Annotated in this window: 14 protein-coding genes; 7 read left to right on the top strand and 7 right to left on the bottom strand. The window is 73.6% G+C overall.

Going from position 1 to position 14,349, the window contains the following annotated elements:
* Nucleotides 1-188 precede the first annotated feature (188 nt).
* Nucleotides 189-965 carry an NPP1 family protein gene (locus tag AC07A6_RS22760; protein WP_478778291.1) on the top strand — a complete coding sequence of 259 codons (777 nt, stop codon included), beginning with the start codon at nt 189-191 and terminating at the stop codon, nt 963-965.
* Nucleotides 966-968: 3 nt separating this feature from the next.
* Here the strand turns inward: AC07A6_RS22760 and AC07A6_RS22755 are convergent, their stop codons facing one another.
* The 4 genes from AC07A6_RS22755 to AC07A6_RS22740 form a co-directional block, all read right to left on the bottom strand.
* Nucleotides 969-1,472, bottom strand: a complete 504-nt coding sequence (locus tag AC07A6_RS22755) for a GNAT family N-acetyltransferase (RefSeq protein ID WP_478778290.1) — start codon at nt 1,470-1,472, stop codon at nt 969-971.
* Nucleotides 1,473-1,577: 105 nt separating this feature from the next.
* Nucleotides 1,578-2,012 carry an Rrf2 family transcriptional regulator gene (locus tag AC07A6_RS22750; RefSeq protein ID WP_478778289.1) on the bottom strand — a complete coding sequence of 145 codons (435 nt, stop codon included), beginning with the start codon at nt 2,010-2,012 and terminating at the stop codon, nt 1,578-1,580.
* An 85-nt stretch (nt 2,013-2,097) separates the two neighbouring features.
* A complete protein-coding gene (locus AC07A6_RS22745) occupies nt 2,098-2,406 on the bottom strand; it encodes a hypothetical protein (RefSeq protein WP_362470998.1) in 309 nt (102 codons plus the stop codon).
* A 138-nt stretch (nt 2,407-2,544) separates the two neighbouring features.
* Entirely contained in the window at nt 2,545-3,411 is an 867-nt protein-coding gene (locus tag AC07A6_RS22740) for a hypothetical protein (protein ID WP_478778288.1), read from the bottom strand.
* Nucleotides 3,412-3,610: 199 nt separating this feature from the next.
* On the opposite strand from AC07A6_RS22740, the gene AC07A6_RS22735 reads away from it, so the two are divergent.
* The 5 genes from AC07A6_RS22735 (at nt 3,611) to AC07A6_RS22715 (ending at nt 9,892) form a co-directional block, all read left to right on the top strand.
* Nucleotides 3,611-5,173: an alpha/beta fold hydrolase gene (locus tag AC07A6_RS22735; RefSeq protein WP_478778287.1), complete on the top strand. Its 1,563-nt coding sequence runs from the start codon at nt 3,611-3,613 to the stop codon at nt 5,171-5,173.
* A 45-nt stretch (nt 5,174-5,218) separates the two neighbouring features.
* Entirely contained in the window at nt 5,219-5,923 is a 705-nt protein-coding gene (locus AC07A6_RS22730; RefSeq protein WP_478778286.1) for a response regulator transcription factor, read from the top strand.
* Nucleotides 5,923-7,230: a HAMP domain-containing sensor histidine kinase gene (locus tag AC07A6_RS22725; protein WP_362471010.1), complete on the top strand. Its 1,308-nt coding sequence runs from the start codon at nt 5,923-5,925 to the stop codon at nt 7,228-7,230. The genes AC07A6_RS22730 and AC07A6_RS22725 overlap by 1 nt, the downstream gene beginning before the upstream one ends.
* 140 nt (nt 7,231-7,370) lie before the next feature.
* Nucleotides 7,371-8,252: a DUF4436 family protein gene (locus tag AC07A6_RS22720; protein WP_362471012.1), complete on the top strand. Its 882-nt coding sequence runs from the start codon at nt 7,371-7,373 to the stop codon at nt 8,250-8,252.
* A gap of 122 nt (nt 8,253-8,374) precedes the next feature.
* Nucleotides 8,375-9,892, top strand: coding sequence for an SDR family oxidoreductase (locus tag AC07A6_RS22715; protein ID WP_478778285.1), 1,518 nt, complete (start codon nt 8,375-8,377; stop codon nt 9,890-9,892).
* On the opposite strand, the gene AC07A6_RS22710 is transcribed toward AC07A6_RS22715, so the two are convergent.
* From AC07A6_RS22710 to AC07A6_RS22700, 3 genes are all read right to left on the bottom strand, one after another.
* On the bottom strand, nt 9,889-10,542 hold the full coding sequence (locus AC07A6_RS22710; protein ID WP_478778284.1) for a CE1759 family FMN reductase: 654 nt from the start codon (nt 10,540-10,542) through the stop codon (nt 9,889-9,891). The genes AC07A6_RS22715 and AC07A6_RS22710 overlap by 4 nt on opposite strands.
* Nucleotides 10,539-11,636 (bottom strand): LLM class flavin-dependent oxidoreductase, encoded by a 1,098-nt coding sequence (locus AC07A6_RS22705; RefSeq protein WP_478778283.1) that lies wholly within the window; start codon nt 11,634-11,636, stop codon nt 10,539-10,541. Before AC07A6_RS22705 ends, AC07A6_RS22710 begins: the two co-directional genes overlap by 4 nt.
* Nucleotides 11,637-11,779: 143 nt before the next feature.
* Complete coding sequence (locus AC07A6_RS22700) at nt 11,780-12,934, bottom strand: oxygenase MpaB family protein (RefSeq protein WP_478778282.1); 1,155 nt, start codon at nt 12,932-12,934, stop codon at nt 11,780-11,782.
* A gap of 209 nt (nt 12,935-13,143) precedes the next feature.
* Here AC07A6_RS22700 and AC07A6_RS22695 point away from each other — a divergent pair, with 209 nt between their 5' ends.
* Entirely contained in the window at nt 13,144-14,208 is a 1,065-nt protein-coding gene (locus tag AC07A6_RS22695; protein ID WP_478778281.1) for a PI-PLC domain-containing protein, read from the top strand.
* The last annotated feature ends 141 nt before the right edge of the window (nt 14,209-14,349 follow it).

The raw sequence follows: 14,349 nt of genomic DNA, 5'->3' as shown, positions 1-14,349 counted from the left end.
TCCCCCCCCCCCCCCCCCCCCCCCCCCCCCCCCCCCCCCCCCCCCCCCCCCCCCCCGCCCCGGCCGGGCCGAAGAGGCGGTGCCGTGAGTCTTGTCGTGCCATCCGGGTTCGCGAATGATGCTTCCGGCGCGCCCGCCGGACCGGCCGGGCTCCGCGCCGCGCCGAACCCGACCAGCCGGAGGCTGCATTGCGGACGAGTCATCACATCCCGGGCGTCCGGCGGACATCGCTCGTCGTCGGCGCCGCCCTGGCCCTGGTCGTCGCCGTACCGCAGGTGGCGTTCGCGGCTCCGCCCCCGGCCCTGCCCGTGAACGCCGACGCCGTCGAGCTGGCCTTCCAGCCCGCGTACGACTACGACACGGACGGCTGCTACCCGACGCCCGCCATAGGCCCGACCGGCGTCCTGAACGGCGGTCTGAACCCCACCGGCGCGCTGAACGGGAACTGCCGCGACGCCTCGGACCTCGCCAACACCAACGGCTATTCCCGTGCCACCTGCAACAACGGCTGGTGTGCCGTGGCGTACGCGCTCTACTTCGAGAAGGACCAGGCCATCCCGGGCATCAGCCTCGGCGGACACCGCCACGACTGGGAGCACGTGGTGGTGTGGATCCAGGGCGGCGAGGCGAAGTACGTCTCCACCTCCGCCCACGGCGACTTCAACACGTACCCCCGTGACCAGATCCGCTGGGACGGCACCCACCCCAAGATCGTCTACCACAAGGACGGTGTCGGCACGCACTGCTTCCGCCCGGCCAACGGCAACGACGAACCGCCCGAGAACCACCGGGGCACCTGGCAGTTCCCGGCGCTCGTCGGCTGGTCGGGCTACCCCGCGACGCTGCGGGACAAGCTGAGCCAGGCGGACTTCGGCAGTGCGCACTTCGGTCTCAAGGACGGCTCCTTCGCCTCGCACCTCGCGAAGGCCAAGCCGGCGGGCATCCCCTTCGACCCGAACCAGTAGCGGTCAGCGGGACCCGAAGTCCTCCCGGTCCAGGGCGAAGACGGTGCAGGGGCGGTCCAGGACGGTGTCCTCGCGCAGGCGCGCGAAGCCGAGGCGCGAGGCCACCGCGGTGGAGGCGGTGTTGCCGTGGTGGATCATGGCGGTGATCCGCTGGAGCCGCAGCGTGCCGAAGCCCCACGCGAGCACCGCCCCGGCCGCTTCGCCGGCGTAGCCGCGCCCCCAGTGGGCTCGGGCGAAGGTCCAGCCGATCTCGGTCTCGTCGAACTGCTCCCACCAGTTGAGGCCGCTGCGCCCGATCAACTCGCCGGTGGCGCGCAGTTCGACGGCGCACAGCCCGTGGCCGCGCCGCTCCCACTGGTCGTGGATCGCGCGCAGGCGGGCCGCGGCCTGTTCCCTGGTGTAGCCACCGACGAAGCGGTTGACCTCCTCGTCGGCGTGGAGGTCAACCCACCAGTCGGTGTCGGCTTCGGTGAGCGGGCGCAGTCGGAGGCGTTCTGTGGTGATCACTTGCGTACGGTCCTCGTTCTCGGTGGATGTAACTGAAATGGTTACGACAGCGGCCGAAAGGAAGGCCGGTCCCGGCGGGACCGGCCGTCGCGGTACACGGGTCGCTCAGCTTCCGGGAACCGCCGCCCTCGCCACGTCGGCGACGGTGACGGCCGCCAGTTCGGCCTTCATCGCCTCCTCCGCGCGGTCGTAGACCTCCCGCAGCACGGCCGGCAGGCCCCGCGCGACGGGGCATTCCCGGTTGGGCGGCGAGGAGTGCAGGGCGATGAGCGGATCCGGCTCGACGGCGAGGTGGACGTCCCTCAGCGTGATCGATTCCGGAGCGCGGGCCAGCCGCCAGCCCGCGCCCTGCCCTCGCTGCGACTCCACCAGCCCGGCGTCACGCAGGCTCCCGAGGGTGCGGCGGATGACGACGGGGTTGGTGTTGACGCTGGCGGCGATCTGCTCGGACGTCACGATGCCGCCGGGCCGCTTGGGGCAGACCCGTGCCATCCAGGTCAGCGTGTGCGTGGCCACGGTCATCCGGCTGCTCGCACTCATGGAACCTCCCGCCGTCCGGACGCGCGTACCCCGCTGTCGTAACCGATTCTGTTACGACAGCGGGGTGCGTGTCCAGCCGTGGGTGTCAGCGGATGCTCTGATGGTCCACGATGTCGCAGTCGGTGTAGGCGGTCGGCCTGGTCATCAGCGCGGAGAGCGCCTGGGCCAGCTCGTTCGTCTCGGGCGCGTCGCTGTTCGCCATGGCCGCCTCGTGGGACTCGAACTGCACGACCGCGAGGTACCGGTTGGGGTTGGCGCGGTCCTTGAGCAGGGTGCGGGCGACCGGGGTGCCCGTGCGCCCCTGCGAGCGGGCCTGCTCCTCGTAGGAGCGCAGCAGCTCGCGCACCTCGTCGATGCGTTCCGTCTCGAAGTCGATGATCTGCGCGAACTTCATGGTTCCGGCTCCTCCGTGGTGCGGGGCCGCGCCCTTGGCGGGCGGGCCTGCGCACAGCAAACACCCACACGGGCGGCGCACCCGGGCCACCACGCTCGGCAGCGCGGCGATTCCACGAGATCGGGCCCGGGAGCGGGTTCAGCTCCCCGTCGGGGACGGCGCCGGCGGGTTGAGCACGCCCTCCGGGGGACCCAGGGTGACGGGGGCGGCAGCGGGCTTGAAGGTGTGCATGACCCGGACCTTCACCCAGTTGCCACTGGTGTTGACGAAGTCCATGGTCTCCTCGTACCAGGTGATCCGATTCTGTTCGTCCAGGCGCAGGTCCACGACGAGTTCTTTCGGGTAGTGCTCCGGGAACGCGTCGGCCAGCATGGCGCGGCCGGCCTCCGACAGGCTCTCAGGGTTGACGGAGAGGTGCAGTTCGCGCCCGCCGGGCGCGGACCGGCTGAACTCGTCGAGGGGGCCGGGGGTGAAGTCCGCCAGCAGCCTTCCGGTGATCAGCGGGTTCGCGGCGCGCGTCCGCTCGGCCACGGCGTTCCACTCGTCGCCCTTCTTCGCCAGCTGCCCCTGCGACCTGGCCACCCAGGCCGGCTTGCCCGTCCGGTCGTCGACCGCCTTCCAGTACCGGACGTACATGTGCCCGCCCGTGTACCGGGCGGCGTCGGTGTGCCCGTCCTCCGTGAACTCCATGTGCAGCGAACCGCCCACGGCGGTCTCGGCCGCGTCCCCCCGGTACCGGCCGGTGCCGGGTATCGGGCTCGGGGTGCCGCCGAGGAGGTTCTTCGGCGGGGTGAGCAGCACCTCGGACTCCAGGCCCGGTGAGGCCAGCAGGGCGCGGCCGGCGGCGCGCACGGTGTCCATGTCCTTGACCTGTTCCACCGTCAGGCAGGTTTTGACGCCCTTGGGGATCTGGCAGTCGGGGTCGTCTGTGCAGGCGGTGAGCGTGGTGAGCGTCAGGACGGCCGCCGCCGCCCACGCCGAACGCCGGAAGGAGGCAGCAGGCATGTGTGTGTCAGGTCCCCGTGTGTGGTCAATCGGGGGACGCCGAAGCAGCCCGGTCCCCCGGCCAGGCTCCGTCAGGCTACCCGTTCTTACACGTCTTTGCCGTCGCCCTGCCGCGGCCCTGAAAGGCGCCCGGCACAGTCGGGTCCACGGCAGGGCGCAGCGCCCGGCCGACGGACGACGGACGACCGCGGGAGTGGATGTGGGCACGAAGGGCACGGGTGTGCTGCGACGGGTGGGACTGGTGGCGGGGGCGGCGGCGCTGCTGCTCTCCACGCTGCCGGCGGTGACGGCCACGGCGGCGGACGGCACGGCCCGCCCGCAGTGGTGCCCCACCGTCGAGGGGCACCGGGTGGACTGCGGCTCGATGACCCGCCCGCTGGTCAGCGGCCGCCCCGGACTCGGCACGGTCGACGTGGCCTACGCGGTCGTCCGCCACCGCTCCCCCGGTGCCGCCAAGGGGACGGTCGCCGTCAACCCCGGCGGTCCCGGCGAGGTGGCGATCGACCGCGCGCCGGTCTTCGGCGAGGTGCTGAAGGACCTGCTCGGCGACCACGACCTGCTGCTCGTCGACCCCCGGGGCACCGGCAGGTCCCAGCGGGTGCCCTGCGGAGTCACCGACGCCGAGTACCGCCTCGGCACCCGTGAGCAGCAGCGCGACGCCGTGACCCGCTGCGCCGCGAACCTCGGGCCGCGTGCCGCGGGCTACACCACGGCCGCCACCGCCGACGACCTCGACGCGGTCCGCGCGCGGCTCGGCGTGGACGAACTCACCCTCTACGGCCTGTCGTACGGCACCTACCTGATGCCGGTCTACGCCTCCCGCCACCCCGGGCACGTCCGGGACATCGTGCTGTCCGGGGCGTACCCGCTCGCCTTCGACCCGCTGAACCGGCCCGGGGCGCAGGCCGTCTCGCTGTCCCTGCGCCGGATCTGCGAACGCAGCGCGGCCCGTCCCGGGGCGCAGGGCAGGCCCGCCTGCGACGGCGACAAGGCCGTCCGGGACCTGGCGGCCACCGCCGCCGCCCTGCGCGAGCGGCCGGTCGACGTGGACGTCCCGCTGGAGGGCGCGGCGCCGTTCCGGATGCGCCTGACGGAGGGCAAGCTCGCCAACCTCGTCTACGAGGGGGCGAGCCGGGAGGTCGGTGCGGATCCGGGCGCGCCCTCCCTGCTCGGTGCTCTGCCGCACGCCCTGGACCGGTTCACCGCCGGGGAGCGCGGGCCGCTGCTGGACCTGGTGCGCGCGGAGGGTTCCACCGGTTCCGCCGAGGACCAGGCCCCGTACATCGCGGTGGTGTGCAACGACTACCGCAAGCCGTGGAAGGCCGAGTCCTCGCTGCCCGAGCGGTGGCGCCAGTACCGCGACGCGCTCGCCGCGGCCGCGGACCGGCCCGGCGCGTTCGGCGCGTTCAGCCCGGCCGGCTATCTGGAGGGCCCCACCGACGGCGGTGACGTCTGCATCGGCTGGCCGCGCGAGAACACCGCCCGGCCCCAGCCCGCTCACCCCCGGATGCCGGACGTCCCCGTCCTGGTGCTCTCCGGCGACCTCGACGCCAACACCCCCGACGCCAACGGACGGCAGGCCGCCCGGCAGTTCCGTGACAGCCGCTTCGTCTCGGTCCGCAACACCGGGCACGTGCCGGAGATGGAGCACAGCGGCTGCGTCGTGGACCTCTCCACCCGGTTCATCCGCACCGGCCGCACCGGGGACACCGGCTGTGTGAAGACCATCGAGCCGATCTCCGTGACCCCGGTCCGGCGCTGACGGGCCGCCGCCGTGACCACTCCCGCCACGCGCGAAGATGATCACATGACTGACGCGATCACGGCGCACCGCCGCACGGTGCTGGTCGTCGAGGACGACCCGGGCGTACGCAGCACCCTGGACCAGCTGCTGCGCTTCGAGGGGTACCGGGTGGTGCAGGCGGCCGACGGGATCCAGGGCCTGGCGGCGCTGGACCGGGAGGAGCCGGACCTGGCCCTGGTGGACGTGGTCATGCCCGGGCTGGACGGGCTGTCGCTGTGCCGGACGCTGCGCCGGCGCGGCGACCGGCTGCCGGTCCTGGTGCTGACCGCCCGCGACCAGGTCGGCGACCGGGTGGCCGGCCTGGACGCGGGCGCGGACGACTACCTCGCCAAGCCCTTCGCCACGGAGGAACTCCTCGCCCGCATCCGGGCGTTGCTGCGGCGCACCGAGCCGGAGAGCGCCGGCTCCGGGGTGCTCGCCGCCGGGGACCTGGTCCTGGACCCGGCCGCCCGCAGCGCCGTCCGGGGCGGCCGGGTCCTGGACCTGACGAAGACGGAGTTCGACGTCCTGGAGCTGCTCCTGACGTACCAGGGCACCGTGTTGACGAGGAGTCGGATATACGAGCGGATCTGGGGCTTCGACTTCGACACCACCTCGCGCTCCCTCGACGTCTACATCGGCTACCTGCGCCGCAAGACCGAGGAGGGCGGGGCGCCGCGGATCGTGCACACCGTGCGCAACGTCGGGTACACGGTGCGGCCGGCCTGATGCTCCGTACGAAGATCACACTGGTGGTCGTCGCGGCCGCGGGCCTCGCGATGCTGTTCGCCGCGTTCACCTCCTACCGGGGCATCGGCCTCCTCGTCGGGGACGAGCTCGAACGCGGCCTGGAGGACCGGGCCGGCGCCGTGGTCGCCCTGCTCGACGCCGGACGCACCCCGCCCGCCCGGCCCGGCACGACCGAGCAGGTCCTGCTCGCCGACGGGAGCGTCCGCCCCGGCGCCGGTTCCCGGCTGCCGGTGTCGGAGGCGGCCGCACGGGTGGCCCGTACGGGCGCGGGCAGCAGCCGGGAGGACGTGGTCGTGGAGGGCACGGAGTACGGGATCCTCACCCTGCCGCTGCCGGCCGGCGGCGCGGTCATGGTGGCGCAGAGCTACCGGGGTGCCGAAGCCCTCGACCGGGGGTTCATGTGGCGGATCACCTGGACCACGGCCGCCGCCACCGCGGTGGCCGCGCTGCTGAGCTGGTGGGTCCTGGGCCGGATCCTGCGGCCCGTGAACCGCCTGGTCGGCGCCGCGCACCGGATCAGCACCACCCAGGACCTGGCCGCCGACCTGCCGCCGGCCGGGCGTGACGAGATCGGCCGGCTCACCCGCAGCTTCGAGGCCATGCTGGACGCGCTGCGCCGCTCCCGCGCCCAGCAGCGCCAGCTCGTCGAGGACGCCGGACACGAGCTGCGCACCCCGCTGACCTCCGTGCGCGGCAGCGCCGAACTGCTCCAGCGGGCCCGGGGGCGGCTCGCGCCCGAGGACGAGGAGCAGATCCTCGCGACCCTGGTCCGCGAGACGGTCGCCCTGGACGACCTGGTCCGCGAGGTCGTCGAGCTGGCCACCGACCGCCACACCGGGGAGCGGCCCGAGGCGGTCGACCTGGCGGAGGCGGCCGAGGACGCCGCCCACCGCTGCCGCCGGCGCACCGGTCGCCCCGTCACGGTCGACGCGGCGCGGGGCGGGACCGTGTACGCCCGGCCGCGCGCGGTGCAGCGGTGCCTGGACAACCTGCTGAGCAACGCCGTGAAGTTCAGCCCGCCCGGCAGCCCGGTCCTGGTCCGGGTGGACGGGCCGCGGGTCCAGGTCCACGACCGGGGGCCGGGCATCCCGGCGGGCCAGGAACGGGCCGTCTTCGACCGCTTCCACCGGGGGCCCGGCACCCAGGGCACGCCGGGGTCCGGGCTGGGCCTGGCCATCGTCCACGAGCTGGTCGCGGCCGACGGGGGCTCCGTGTTCGCCCGTACGGCCGACGGCGGCGGAGCGGTCGTGGGCCTGCGCCTGCCGGCCCGGGCGCCCGGGGCCTGAGCCCCCGCGGAGGGGCCCGGCCGGGGCGGGCCGGCGCCGGTGCCCGCCGACACGCCCCGGCCGGATGCGGTGGTCCGGCGGGCCGGTGGACGAGGATCGCACCGCGGTCACCGCCCCTCCCCCCTCCCGCCGGAGTCGCCATGGCCCCCACCTGGGCCCCACGCAGCCCCCGCCGTTCCGGAGCGTCGCTCCTGCCGGTCCTGCTCCCCCTCGCGGTCCTGATCGTGGTGGCGGTGGGGGTGGGGTCGTGGCTGCAGTTCTCGGAACGGCAGGCGCTCGACCGGGTGCACACGGCCGGCTCCGCGGCCGCCGACCGGGTGGACGTGCAGGCCACCGTGCAACGCGTCGACGCCTCGTCCAGGGAGCTGGTCCTGCGGGTCCGGGTCACCCCGCGCGGGGCGCTCGGGGAGGAGGACGGGACCGCACCGGTGGCCGATCTCGGCCTGCAGACCTCCGCGGCGACCCTCGGCGACCTCGCGTTCAAGGCGCACGAGCGGATCACGACCAGGGACGTGCAGGTCGCGCTCACGGCCGGGTCGATCAGCGACTACCCGTTCGACTCCTACGAGACCGACGTCGAGTTCTGGGCCCTGCTCGACGGCAGGCAGGTGCCGGTACGGATGCTGTTCTCCAACAACGACAGCCTCTTCGCGGTCGACGCGGCCCCCGCCGGCTCCCCGCAGGAGGCCGCCCTGGCGCTGGGGCTGGAACGGTCGGGCAGCCTGCTCGTCTTCGCGGTCTTCATGATGGCCGTCATGTGGGCGCTGGCGGCGTCCGTGCTCATCGGGGCCTGGTACCTGACGACCCGCGGCGAGGGCCTGGTCTGGCCCGCCCTCGCCTGGATGGCCGCCACCCTGTTCGCCCTCGCCGCGTTCCGCAACACGGCGCCCGGCACTCCCCCCATCGGCTGCGTGCTGGACTGGTTCGCCTTCCTGTGGGCCGAGACCGTCATCGCCCTGTGCCTGCTCGCCGTGGTGATCGCCGGCGTCCGCACGGCCCTCCGCCCCGAAGACCCGGAGTGACCCCACCGGGGCGGCGAAGCGACGCGCAACCGATGCGTTTTGCGCGCGCCCCGCACCCGGTCCAGGCTCGGAGGGTGTGGGTGCGAAGTGCGGGGTGCGGGGCCGAGGGAAGGAGCAAACCCATGGCGGGTGACGAGCGGGGACGAGCCGCGGCGGGGGGCCTGTGCCTGGTCACCGGTGCCACCGGCTACATCGGCGGCCGCCTGGTGCCCGAGCTCCTCGACGCCGGGCACCGGGTCCGGGCGCTGGCCCGCTCCCCGGAGCGGCTGCGCGACCACCCCTGGGCCGGCCGCGCGGAGGTCGTGCGCGGGGACGTCACCGACGCGGAGTCCCTGGACGCGGCGCTGCGCGGGGTGGACGTGGCCTACTACCTGGTGCACGGCCTCAGCGCGGGTCCCGGTTTCGAGGAGCGCGACCGGGCCGCGGCCCGTCTCTTCGCCGAGCGGGCCCGGGCGGCCGGCGTGCGGCGCATCGTCTACCTCGGGGGGCTGACCCCGGCGGGCCTGCCCCCCGAGGGCCTCTCGCCGCACCTGCGCTCCCGTGCCGAGGTCGGCCGCATCCTGCTGGCCTCGGGCGTGCCCTGCACCGTGCTGCGGGCGGCGGTGGTCATCGGCTCCGGCTCGGCCTCGTTCGAGATGCTGCGCTACCTGACGGAACGGCTGCCCGTCATGATCACGCCGAGCTGGGTGGGCACCCGGGTGCAGCCCATCGCCGTCCGCGACGTGCTCCGCTACCTCGTCGGCAGCGCGGGCATGCCCCCGGAGGTCAGCCGGGCCTTCGACATCGGCGGCCCGGACGTCCTCACGTACGAGGAGATGATGCACCGGTACGCAGCGGTCGCCGAGCTTCCGCACCGGCGCATCCTGCGCGTGCCCATGCTCAGTCCGGGGCTCTCCAGCCTCTGGATCGGCCTGGTCACCCCGGTGCCCCGGGCGCTGGCCCGGCCGCTCGCCGAGTCGCTGCGCCACGAGGTGGTGTGCGCGGAGCACGACATCGCCCGCTGGGTGCCGGATCCGCCCGGGGCGCCGCTGGCGTTCGACCGGGCGCTGGCCTTCGCCCTGCAGCGGGTCCGCGAGGCCCAGGTGGCCACCCGGTGGTCCTCCGCCTCCCTGCCCGGCGCCCCCAGCGACCCGCTGCCCACCGACCCCGACTGGGCCGGCGGGAGCCTCTACACCGACCACCGCAGCACCGGGGTGGCGGCCCCGCCGGCGGCGCTGTGGCGGGTGGTGGAGGGCATCGGCGGCGAGCACGGCTGGTACTCCTTCCCGCTGGCGTGGGCCGTCCGGGGCTGGCTGGACCGGCTGGCGGGCGGCGCGGGCATCCGCCGCGGCCGGCGCGACGCCGGCCGGCTGCGGGTGGGCGACGCGCTCGACTTCTGGCGGGTCGAGGAGATCGAGCCGGGCCGGCTGCTGCGGCTGCGCGCCGAGATGCGGGTGCCGGGTCTGGCGTGGCTGGAGATGTACGCCGAACCCGACCCGGAGCACGAGGGCCGCTCCCGCTACCGGCAGCGTGCCCTCTTCCACCCGCGCGGCCTGCTCGGCCACCTGTACTGGTGGGCCGTGAGCCCCTTCCACGCCGCGGTGTTCGGCGGCATGGCCCGCAACATCGCCCACGCCGCCGAGCAGGCCCCGGCCGGCTAGCCGGCCCGGAGCGCGGCCAGCCGCTGTTCGAACGGCACCGCCTTGAAGCCGTCCGCCGGGTCCACCGACGTGATCGCCCCCGTCAGCGAGCGGGGCGCGATCGCGGCGGCGGTGCCGACGTCCGCGACGGCTGCTCCGGCGGCGGGCGCCGCGAAGCGTGCCAGCTCGGCGCCGGCCCGGGCGATCCGCCGCTCCAGCCCCTCCTCGCCCCAGTCCTCCGAGGCCGCGTACACGGCGGTCGGCAGGACGAGGGCGCGCAGGTGGGTGAAGAGCGGGCGCATGGCGTGCTCGGTGACCAGGGAGTGCCGGGCGGTGCCGCCGGTCGCCCCGAGGAGCACCGGCTTCCCGGTCAGGGCGTCCTTGTCGATGAGGTCGAAGAACGACTTGAACAGGCCGCTGTAGGAGGCCGCGAAGACGGGTGTCACGGCGATCAGGCCGTCCGCGGCGGCCACCGCGTCGAGGGCGGCCGCCAGCCGGGCGGGCGGGAACCCGGTGACGAGGTGCTGGGCGATCTCCGTCGCCAGTTCCCGCAGCTCGATCACCTCCGTCCGGGCGTCCACGTGGCCCAGCGTCGCGGCCGCCAGGCGGTCGGCGAGCAGCCGGGTGGAGGAGGGCGAGCTCAGGCCGGCCGATACGACGACGAGCTTCATGCCCGCTCCTCCTCCTGGGCCGTGGCGGCCGCGGCCACGCGGGCCCCGTGGGTCGGCGCGTCCGGCACACCGGCCGGGCGCAGGTTCGCGAACTCCTTGCGCAGTACCGGAACGACCTCCTCGCCCAGCAGGTCGAGCTGTTCCAGGACGGTCTTCAGCGGCAGGCCCGCGTGGTCCAGCAGGAACAGCTGGCGCTGGTAGTCGCCGGCGTAGTCCCTGAAGGAGAGGGTCCGCTCGATGACCTGCTGCGGCGAGCCCACGGTCAGGGGCGTCTGGGAGGTGAACTCCTCCAGGGACGGGCCGTGGCCGTACACCGGCGCGTTGTCGAAGTACGGGCGGAACTCGCGCACCGCGTCCTGCGAGTTCCTGCGCATGAACACCTGGCCGCCGAGTCCGACGATGGCCTGTTCCGGGGTGCCGTGCCCGTAGTGGGCGTAGCGCTCGCGGTAGAGGTTCACCATCTGCCTGGTGTGGGAGGCCGGCCAGAAGATGTTGTTGTGGAAGAAGCCGTCGCCGTAGTACGCGGCCTGCTCGGCGATCTCGGGCGAGCGGATGGAGCCGTGCCACACGAAGGGCGCGACGCCGTCGAGCGGGCGCGGGGTCGAGGTGAAGGACTGGAGCGGCGTACGGAACTTGCCCTTCCAGGTGACCACGTCCTCGTCCCAGAGGCGGCGCAGCAGCGCGTAGTTCTCGATGGCCAGGTCGATGCCGTCGCGGATGTCCTTGCCGAACCAGGGGTAGACGGGGCCGGTGTTGCCGCGGCCGGTCATGAGGTCGACGCGGCCGTCCGCGACGTGCTGGAGCATCGCGAAGTCCTCGGCGATCTTCACCGGGTCGTTCGTGGTGATCAGGGTCGTCGACGTGGACAGGATCAGCTTCTCGGTGCGCGCGGCGATGTAGCCGAGCATCGTCGTCGGCGAGGAGGGGACGAACGGCGGGTTGTGGTGCTCGCCGGTGGCGAAGACGTCGAGGCCGACCTCCTCGGCCTTCTGCGCGATCGTGAGCATCGCCTTGATCCGCTCGTGCTCGCCGGGCGCGCGCCCGGTCGTCGGATCGGGCGTGACGTCACCGACGGTGAAGATCCCGAACTGCATGGCTCCCCTTCCCAAGATTGTTTACGATTCAACCATACCTGGGAACGGAGGGCGCCGCAGCCGTATTCCCCGCGGCGGCCGGCCGGCGCCGCCTGCCACCGGCCCGGGCGCGGGACGGGCGGCAGGCGGCGCCGGTGGGCGGGTCAGCGGTTGTCGTGCAGCTCCTGGTGCATCTGCGGCTGGTCGTCCTCGTTGCGCGTGAGGGCGAACTTCTGGATCTCGTTGAAGCCCTTGGAGGCGACGCCGACGATCTCCTTGTACGGGTTGACGCCGGTGGCCTTCTTCGCTCCCCCGCCCAGCAGCCCGCCGCCGATGCCGCTGACCACGCCGTGGCCGGCCGCGAGGGGCCCCGCGGCCGCGCCCAGGACGCTCTTGGGCAGCCCCGCCATGTCGGCGTACTTGTCGGACAGGGCGTGGCGGACCATCGCGATGAACGCGTCGTGGGTGGGGCCGGGGTAGAACTTCCGGTAGAAGTCGACGGCCTGCCTGGTCATGAAGACTCCGTCGTCGGTCTTCTTCCACTCCTTGTCGCGCTCCTGGTTCCAGATGGCCTCGACCAGGCCGGGATCCTTGGGCAGCAGCCACTTGTCGGGGGTGCCGAGGTAGTGGTTGACGTAGTGCCAGGCACACATGAAGCCCTTGGCGTCGTCCTTGGAGACGTCGATGCCCAGGCGGTCCATGGCCTGGACGATCTGGGTGGAGAAGACGCAGGCGGCGCCGGTGGTGTACTTCTGCGAGACCGGCTCGCCCCACTTGGCGTAGTCCCACTCCCCGCTCTTCTTGTGCAGCTGGCGGACCGAGGCGTGCACGAGGCGGACCTTGGTGACGTTGGCAGCCAGGGTGCCGTCCCGCAGGGCGTTCTTGTTGCCCATGTCGATGAACAGGCGGGAGGACTGCGAAAGACGCCGGCCGGGCCCCTCGACACCGCCGAGGCGGCCGGTGGAGCGGAGGGTGAACGCCCCGGTCGGGGAGAGGTACGTACCGATCAGGCCGACGGTGCCCTGGAGCATGGACACCTCGCCGTGGTGGTGCGCGAAGAAGCTCTCCGCCGCCTTGACGTCCGCGTCCGACCAGTCCGGCGGCGGGGCCGCCGCCTCCTGAAGGAACCCGGCCAGCCTGGGGGGCAGGCCGGACGTGTCCATCCCGGGCTTGAGCGTCCCGATGGTGCGGAACAGTGCGTTGACCCCGTCGACCTCCTTGTTGTCGATCAGGTCCGAGACGAGTTCGTCCGCCTTCGGATCGCCGACCTTGCTCGCCGCTTCCAGCTCGGCGGCGATCGTCGCGGTCGTCAGAGCCACGGTGAACCACTTCCTTCCGGGGTGGGTGGCGGGCGCGTCCCCGCCGGTCAGCGGCATGCTCCCGCTGTCCGCGGCGGCTCCAGAACCCCCTGCCGACGCCGGATCGTTTGTTCCTCACCCGAGCGGCGGAGCCGCCCCTCGCCGACGGGAACCGGCCGAAGCCGTCCGCGTGCGGGCGCATCACCGGGCGGAGCGCTACCCTCCGGCCCATGATTGACATGGACACGCTCTATTCGGCCCGGAGGGGCGGCCCGGCCGCCGCACGACCGCGAAGAACCGGCCTCCGCCTCCTCGTGTGCCTCCTCCTGGCGGCCCTCCTGTGCGCACCCGGCGCCGCGGCCGCCCCGGCCCCGCACACCGCCGCCGGCACCCCGTCGACGGCCGCAGCGGCCCGCTGGGGCGACCGCCGGCTCGACGAGGCCGCCTTCCTGACCACCCACAACTCCTTCACCAACTACGAGGACTCCCGCTGGAGTTCGGTGAACCAGTCGGAGTCGGTGCGCGCCCAGCTCGACAACGGGGTGCGCGGCCTGAGCCTGGACACGCACTGGTACGAGCACAGCACCTGGCTGTGCGTCATCAGCTTCGGCAGCGACTGCTACCCCAGCGACGTGTACCTGTGCCACGGGGACTGCAAGACCTTCGCCGGGGCCACGTACGCACTGCCCCGGCAGTCCTTCCACGGCACGATGCAGACCGTGGTGGACTTCCTCGCCGCCCATCCCCAGGAGTTCGTGACCGTCTTCCTGGAGGACTACGTCAGCGCCGACCAGCTGCGGCAGTCCCTGGGCCGGGTCCGCGGGCTCGACCAGCTGCTGTTCCGGCCCGACGAGTGGGGCGTCCGGCAGAACGGGTGGCCGAAGGTGGCCGATCTCGTCACCGCCGGCAAGCGCCTGCTGGTCTTCTCCGACCGCTCCGACCGGGAGCAGCTGGGCGTCATGTACGACCGGTCGTGGACGGTCGCCAACTACTGGAGCCTCGGCGACATGGGCGACGACCTCTCCTGCGTCACCCGCTGGCCCGACGTCCCCCTGGACCGCCAGGAGCCGGGATTCCGGCGGCTGTTCACGATGAGCCACCACCGCAACGTGCCGACCGTCCTCACCGCGGCCCTGGACAACGGCGCCAAGCTCAGGAACCGCGTCGCCGGGCAGTGCCGGACCGCGGCCGGGGGGCGCGCACCGAACTTCGTCTCCGTCGACTTCCACCGGCTGTCCGACGGCAGCGGCCACACCCCCGCCTCGGTCGTCGCGGAGCTGAACGCCGGCCCCTGACAGCCGCCTTCCGGCCCCCGCCGCCCGGGCGGGAGGGGGCGGTGGCGGGGCCCGTGTAAGGGGCGACGTAAGGGCCCGTGCCCGTGGCCGTTCAAAAACACAAAACACCCCCCCCCCCCTCCCCAAGCCGTCTGGGTTCCC

The sequence above is a fragment of the Streptomyces sp. NPDC044002 genome (genome assembly GCF_056434525.1).
The sequence above is the reverse complement of the archived record's forward strand: the minus strand, read 5'-3'. Positions and strand labels throughout refer to the sequence as shown.

Excerpts from the sequence above, each read along its gene's own strand:
- AC07A6_RS22745 (WP_362470998.1), bottom strand. The coding sequence starts at position 2,406 with ATGAAGTTCGCGCAGATCATCGACTTCGAGACGGAACGCATCGACGAG.
- AC07A6_RS22720 (WP_362471012.1), top strand. The coding sequence starts at position 7,371 with ATGGCCCCCACCTGGGCCCCACGCAGCCCCCGCCGTTCCGGAGCGTCG.
- AC07A6_RS22750 (WP_478778289.1), bottom strand. The coding sequence starts at position 2,012 with ATGAGTGCGAGCAGCCGGATGACCGTGGCCACGCACACGCTGACCTGG.
- AC07A6_RS22730 (WP_478778286.1), top strand. The coding sequence starts at position 5,219 with ATGACTGACGCGATCACGGCGCACCGCCGCACGGTGCTGGTCGTCGAG.
- AC07A6_RS22715 (WP_478778285.1), top strand. The coding sequence starts at position 8,375 with ATGGCGGGTGACGAGCGGGGACGAGCCGCGGCGGGGGGCCTGTGCCTG.
- AC07A6_RS22740 (WP_478778288.1), bottom strand. The coding sequence starts at position 3,411 with ATGCCTGCTGCCTCCTTCCGGCGTTCGGCGTGGGCGGCGGCGGCCGTC.
- AC07A6_RS22705 (WP_478778283.1), bottom strand. The coding sequence starts at position 11,636 with ATGCAGTTCGGGATCTTCACCGTCGGTGACGTCACGCCCGATCCGACG.
- AC07A6_RS22725 (WP_362471010.1), top strand. The coding sequence starts at position 5,923 with ATGCTCCGTACGAAGATCACACTGGTGGTCGTCGCGGCCGCGGGCCTC.
- AC07A6_RS22710 (WP_478778284.1), bottom strand. The coding sequence starts at position 10,542 with ATGAAGCTCGTCGTCGTATCGGCCGGCCTGAGCTCGCCCTCCTCCACC.
- AC07A6_RS22695 (WP_478778281.1), top strand. The coding sequence starts at position 13,144 with ATGATTGACATGGACACGCTCTATTCGGCCCGGAGGGGCGGCCCGGCC.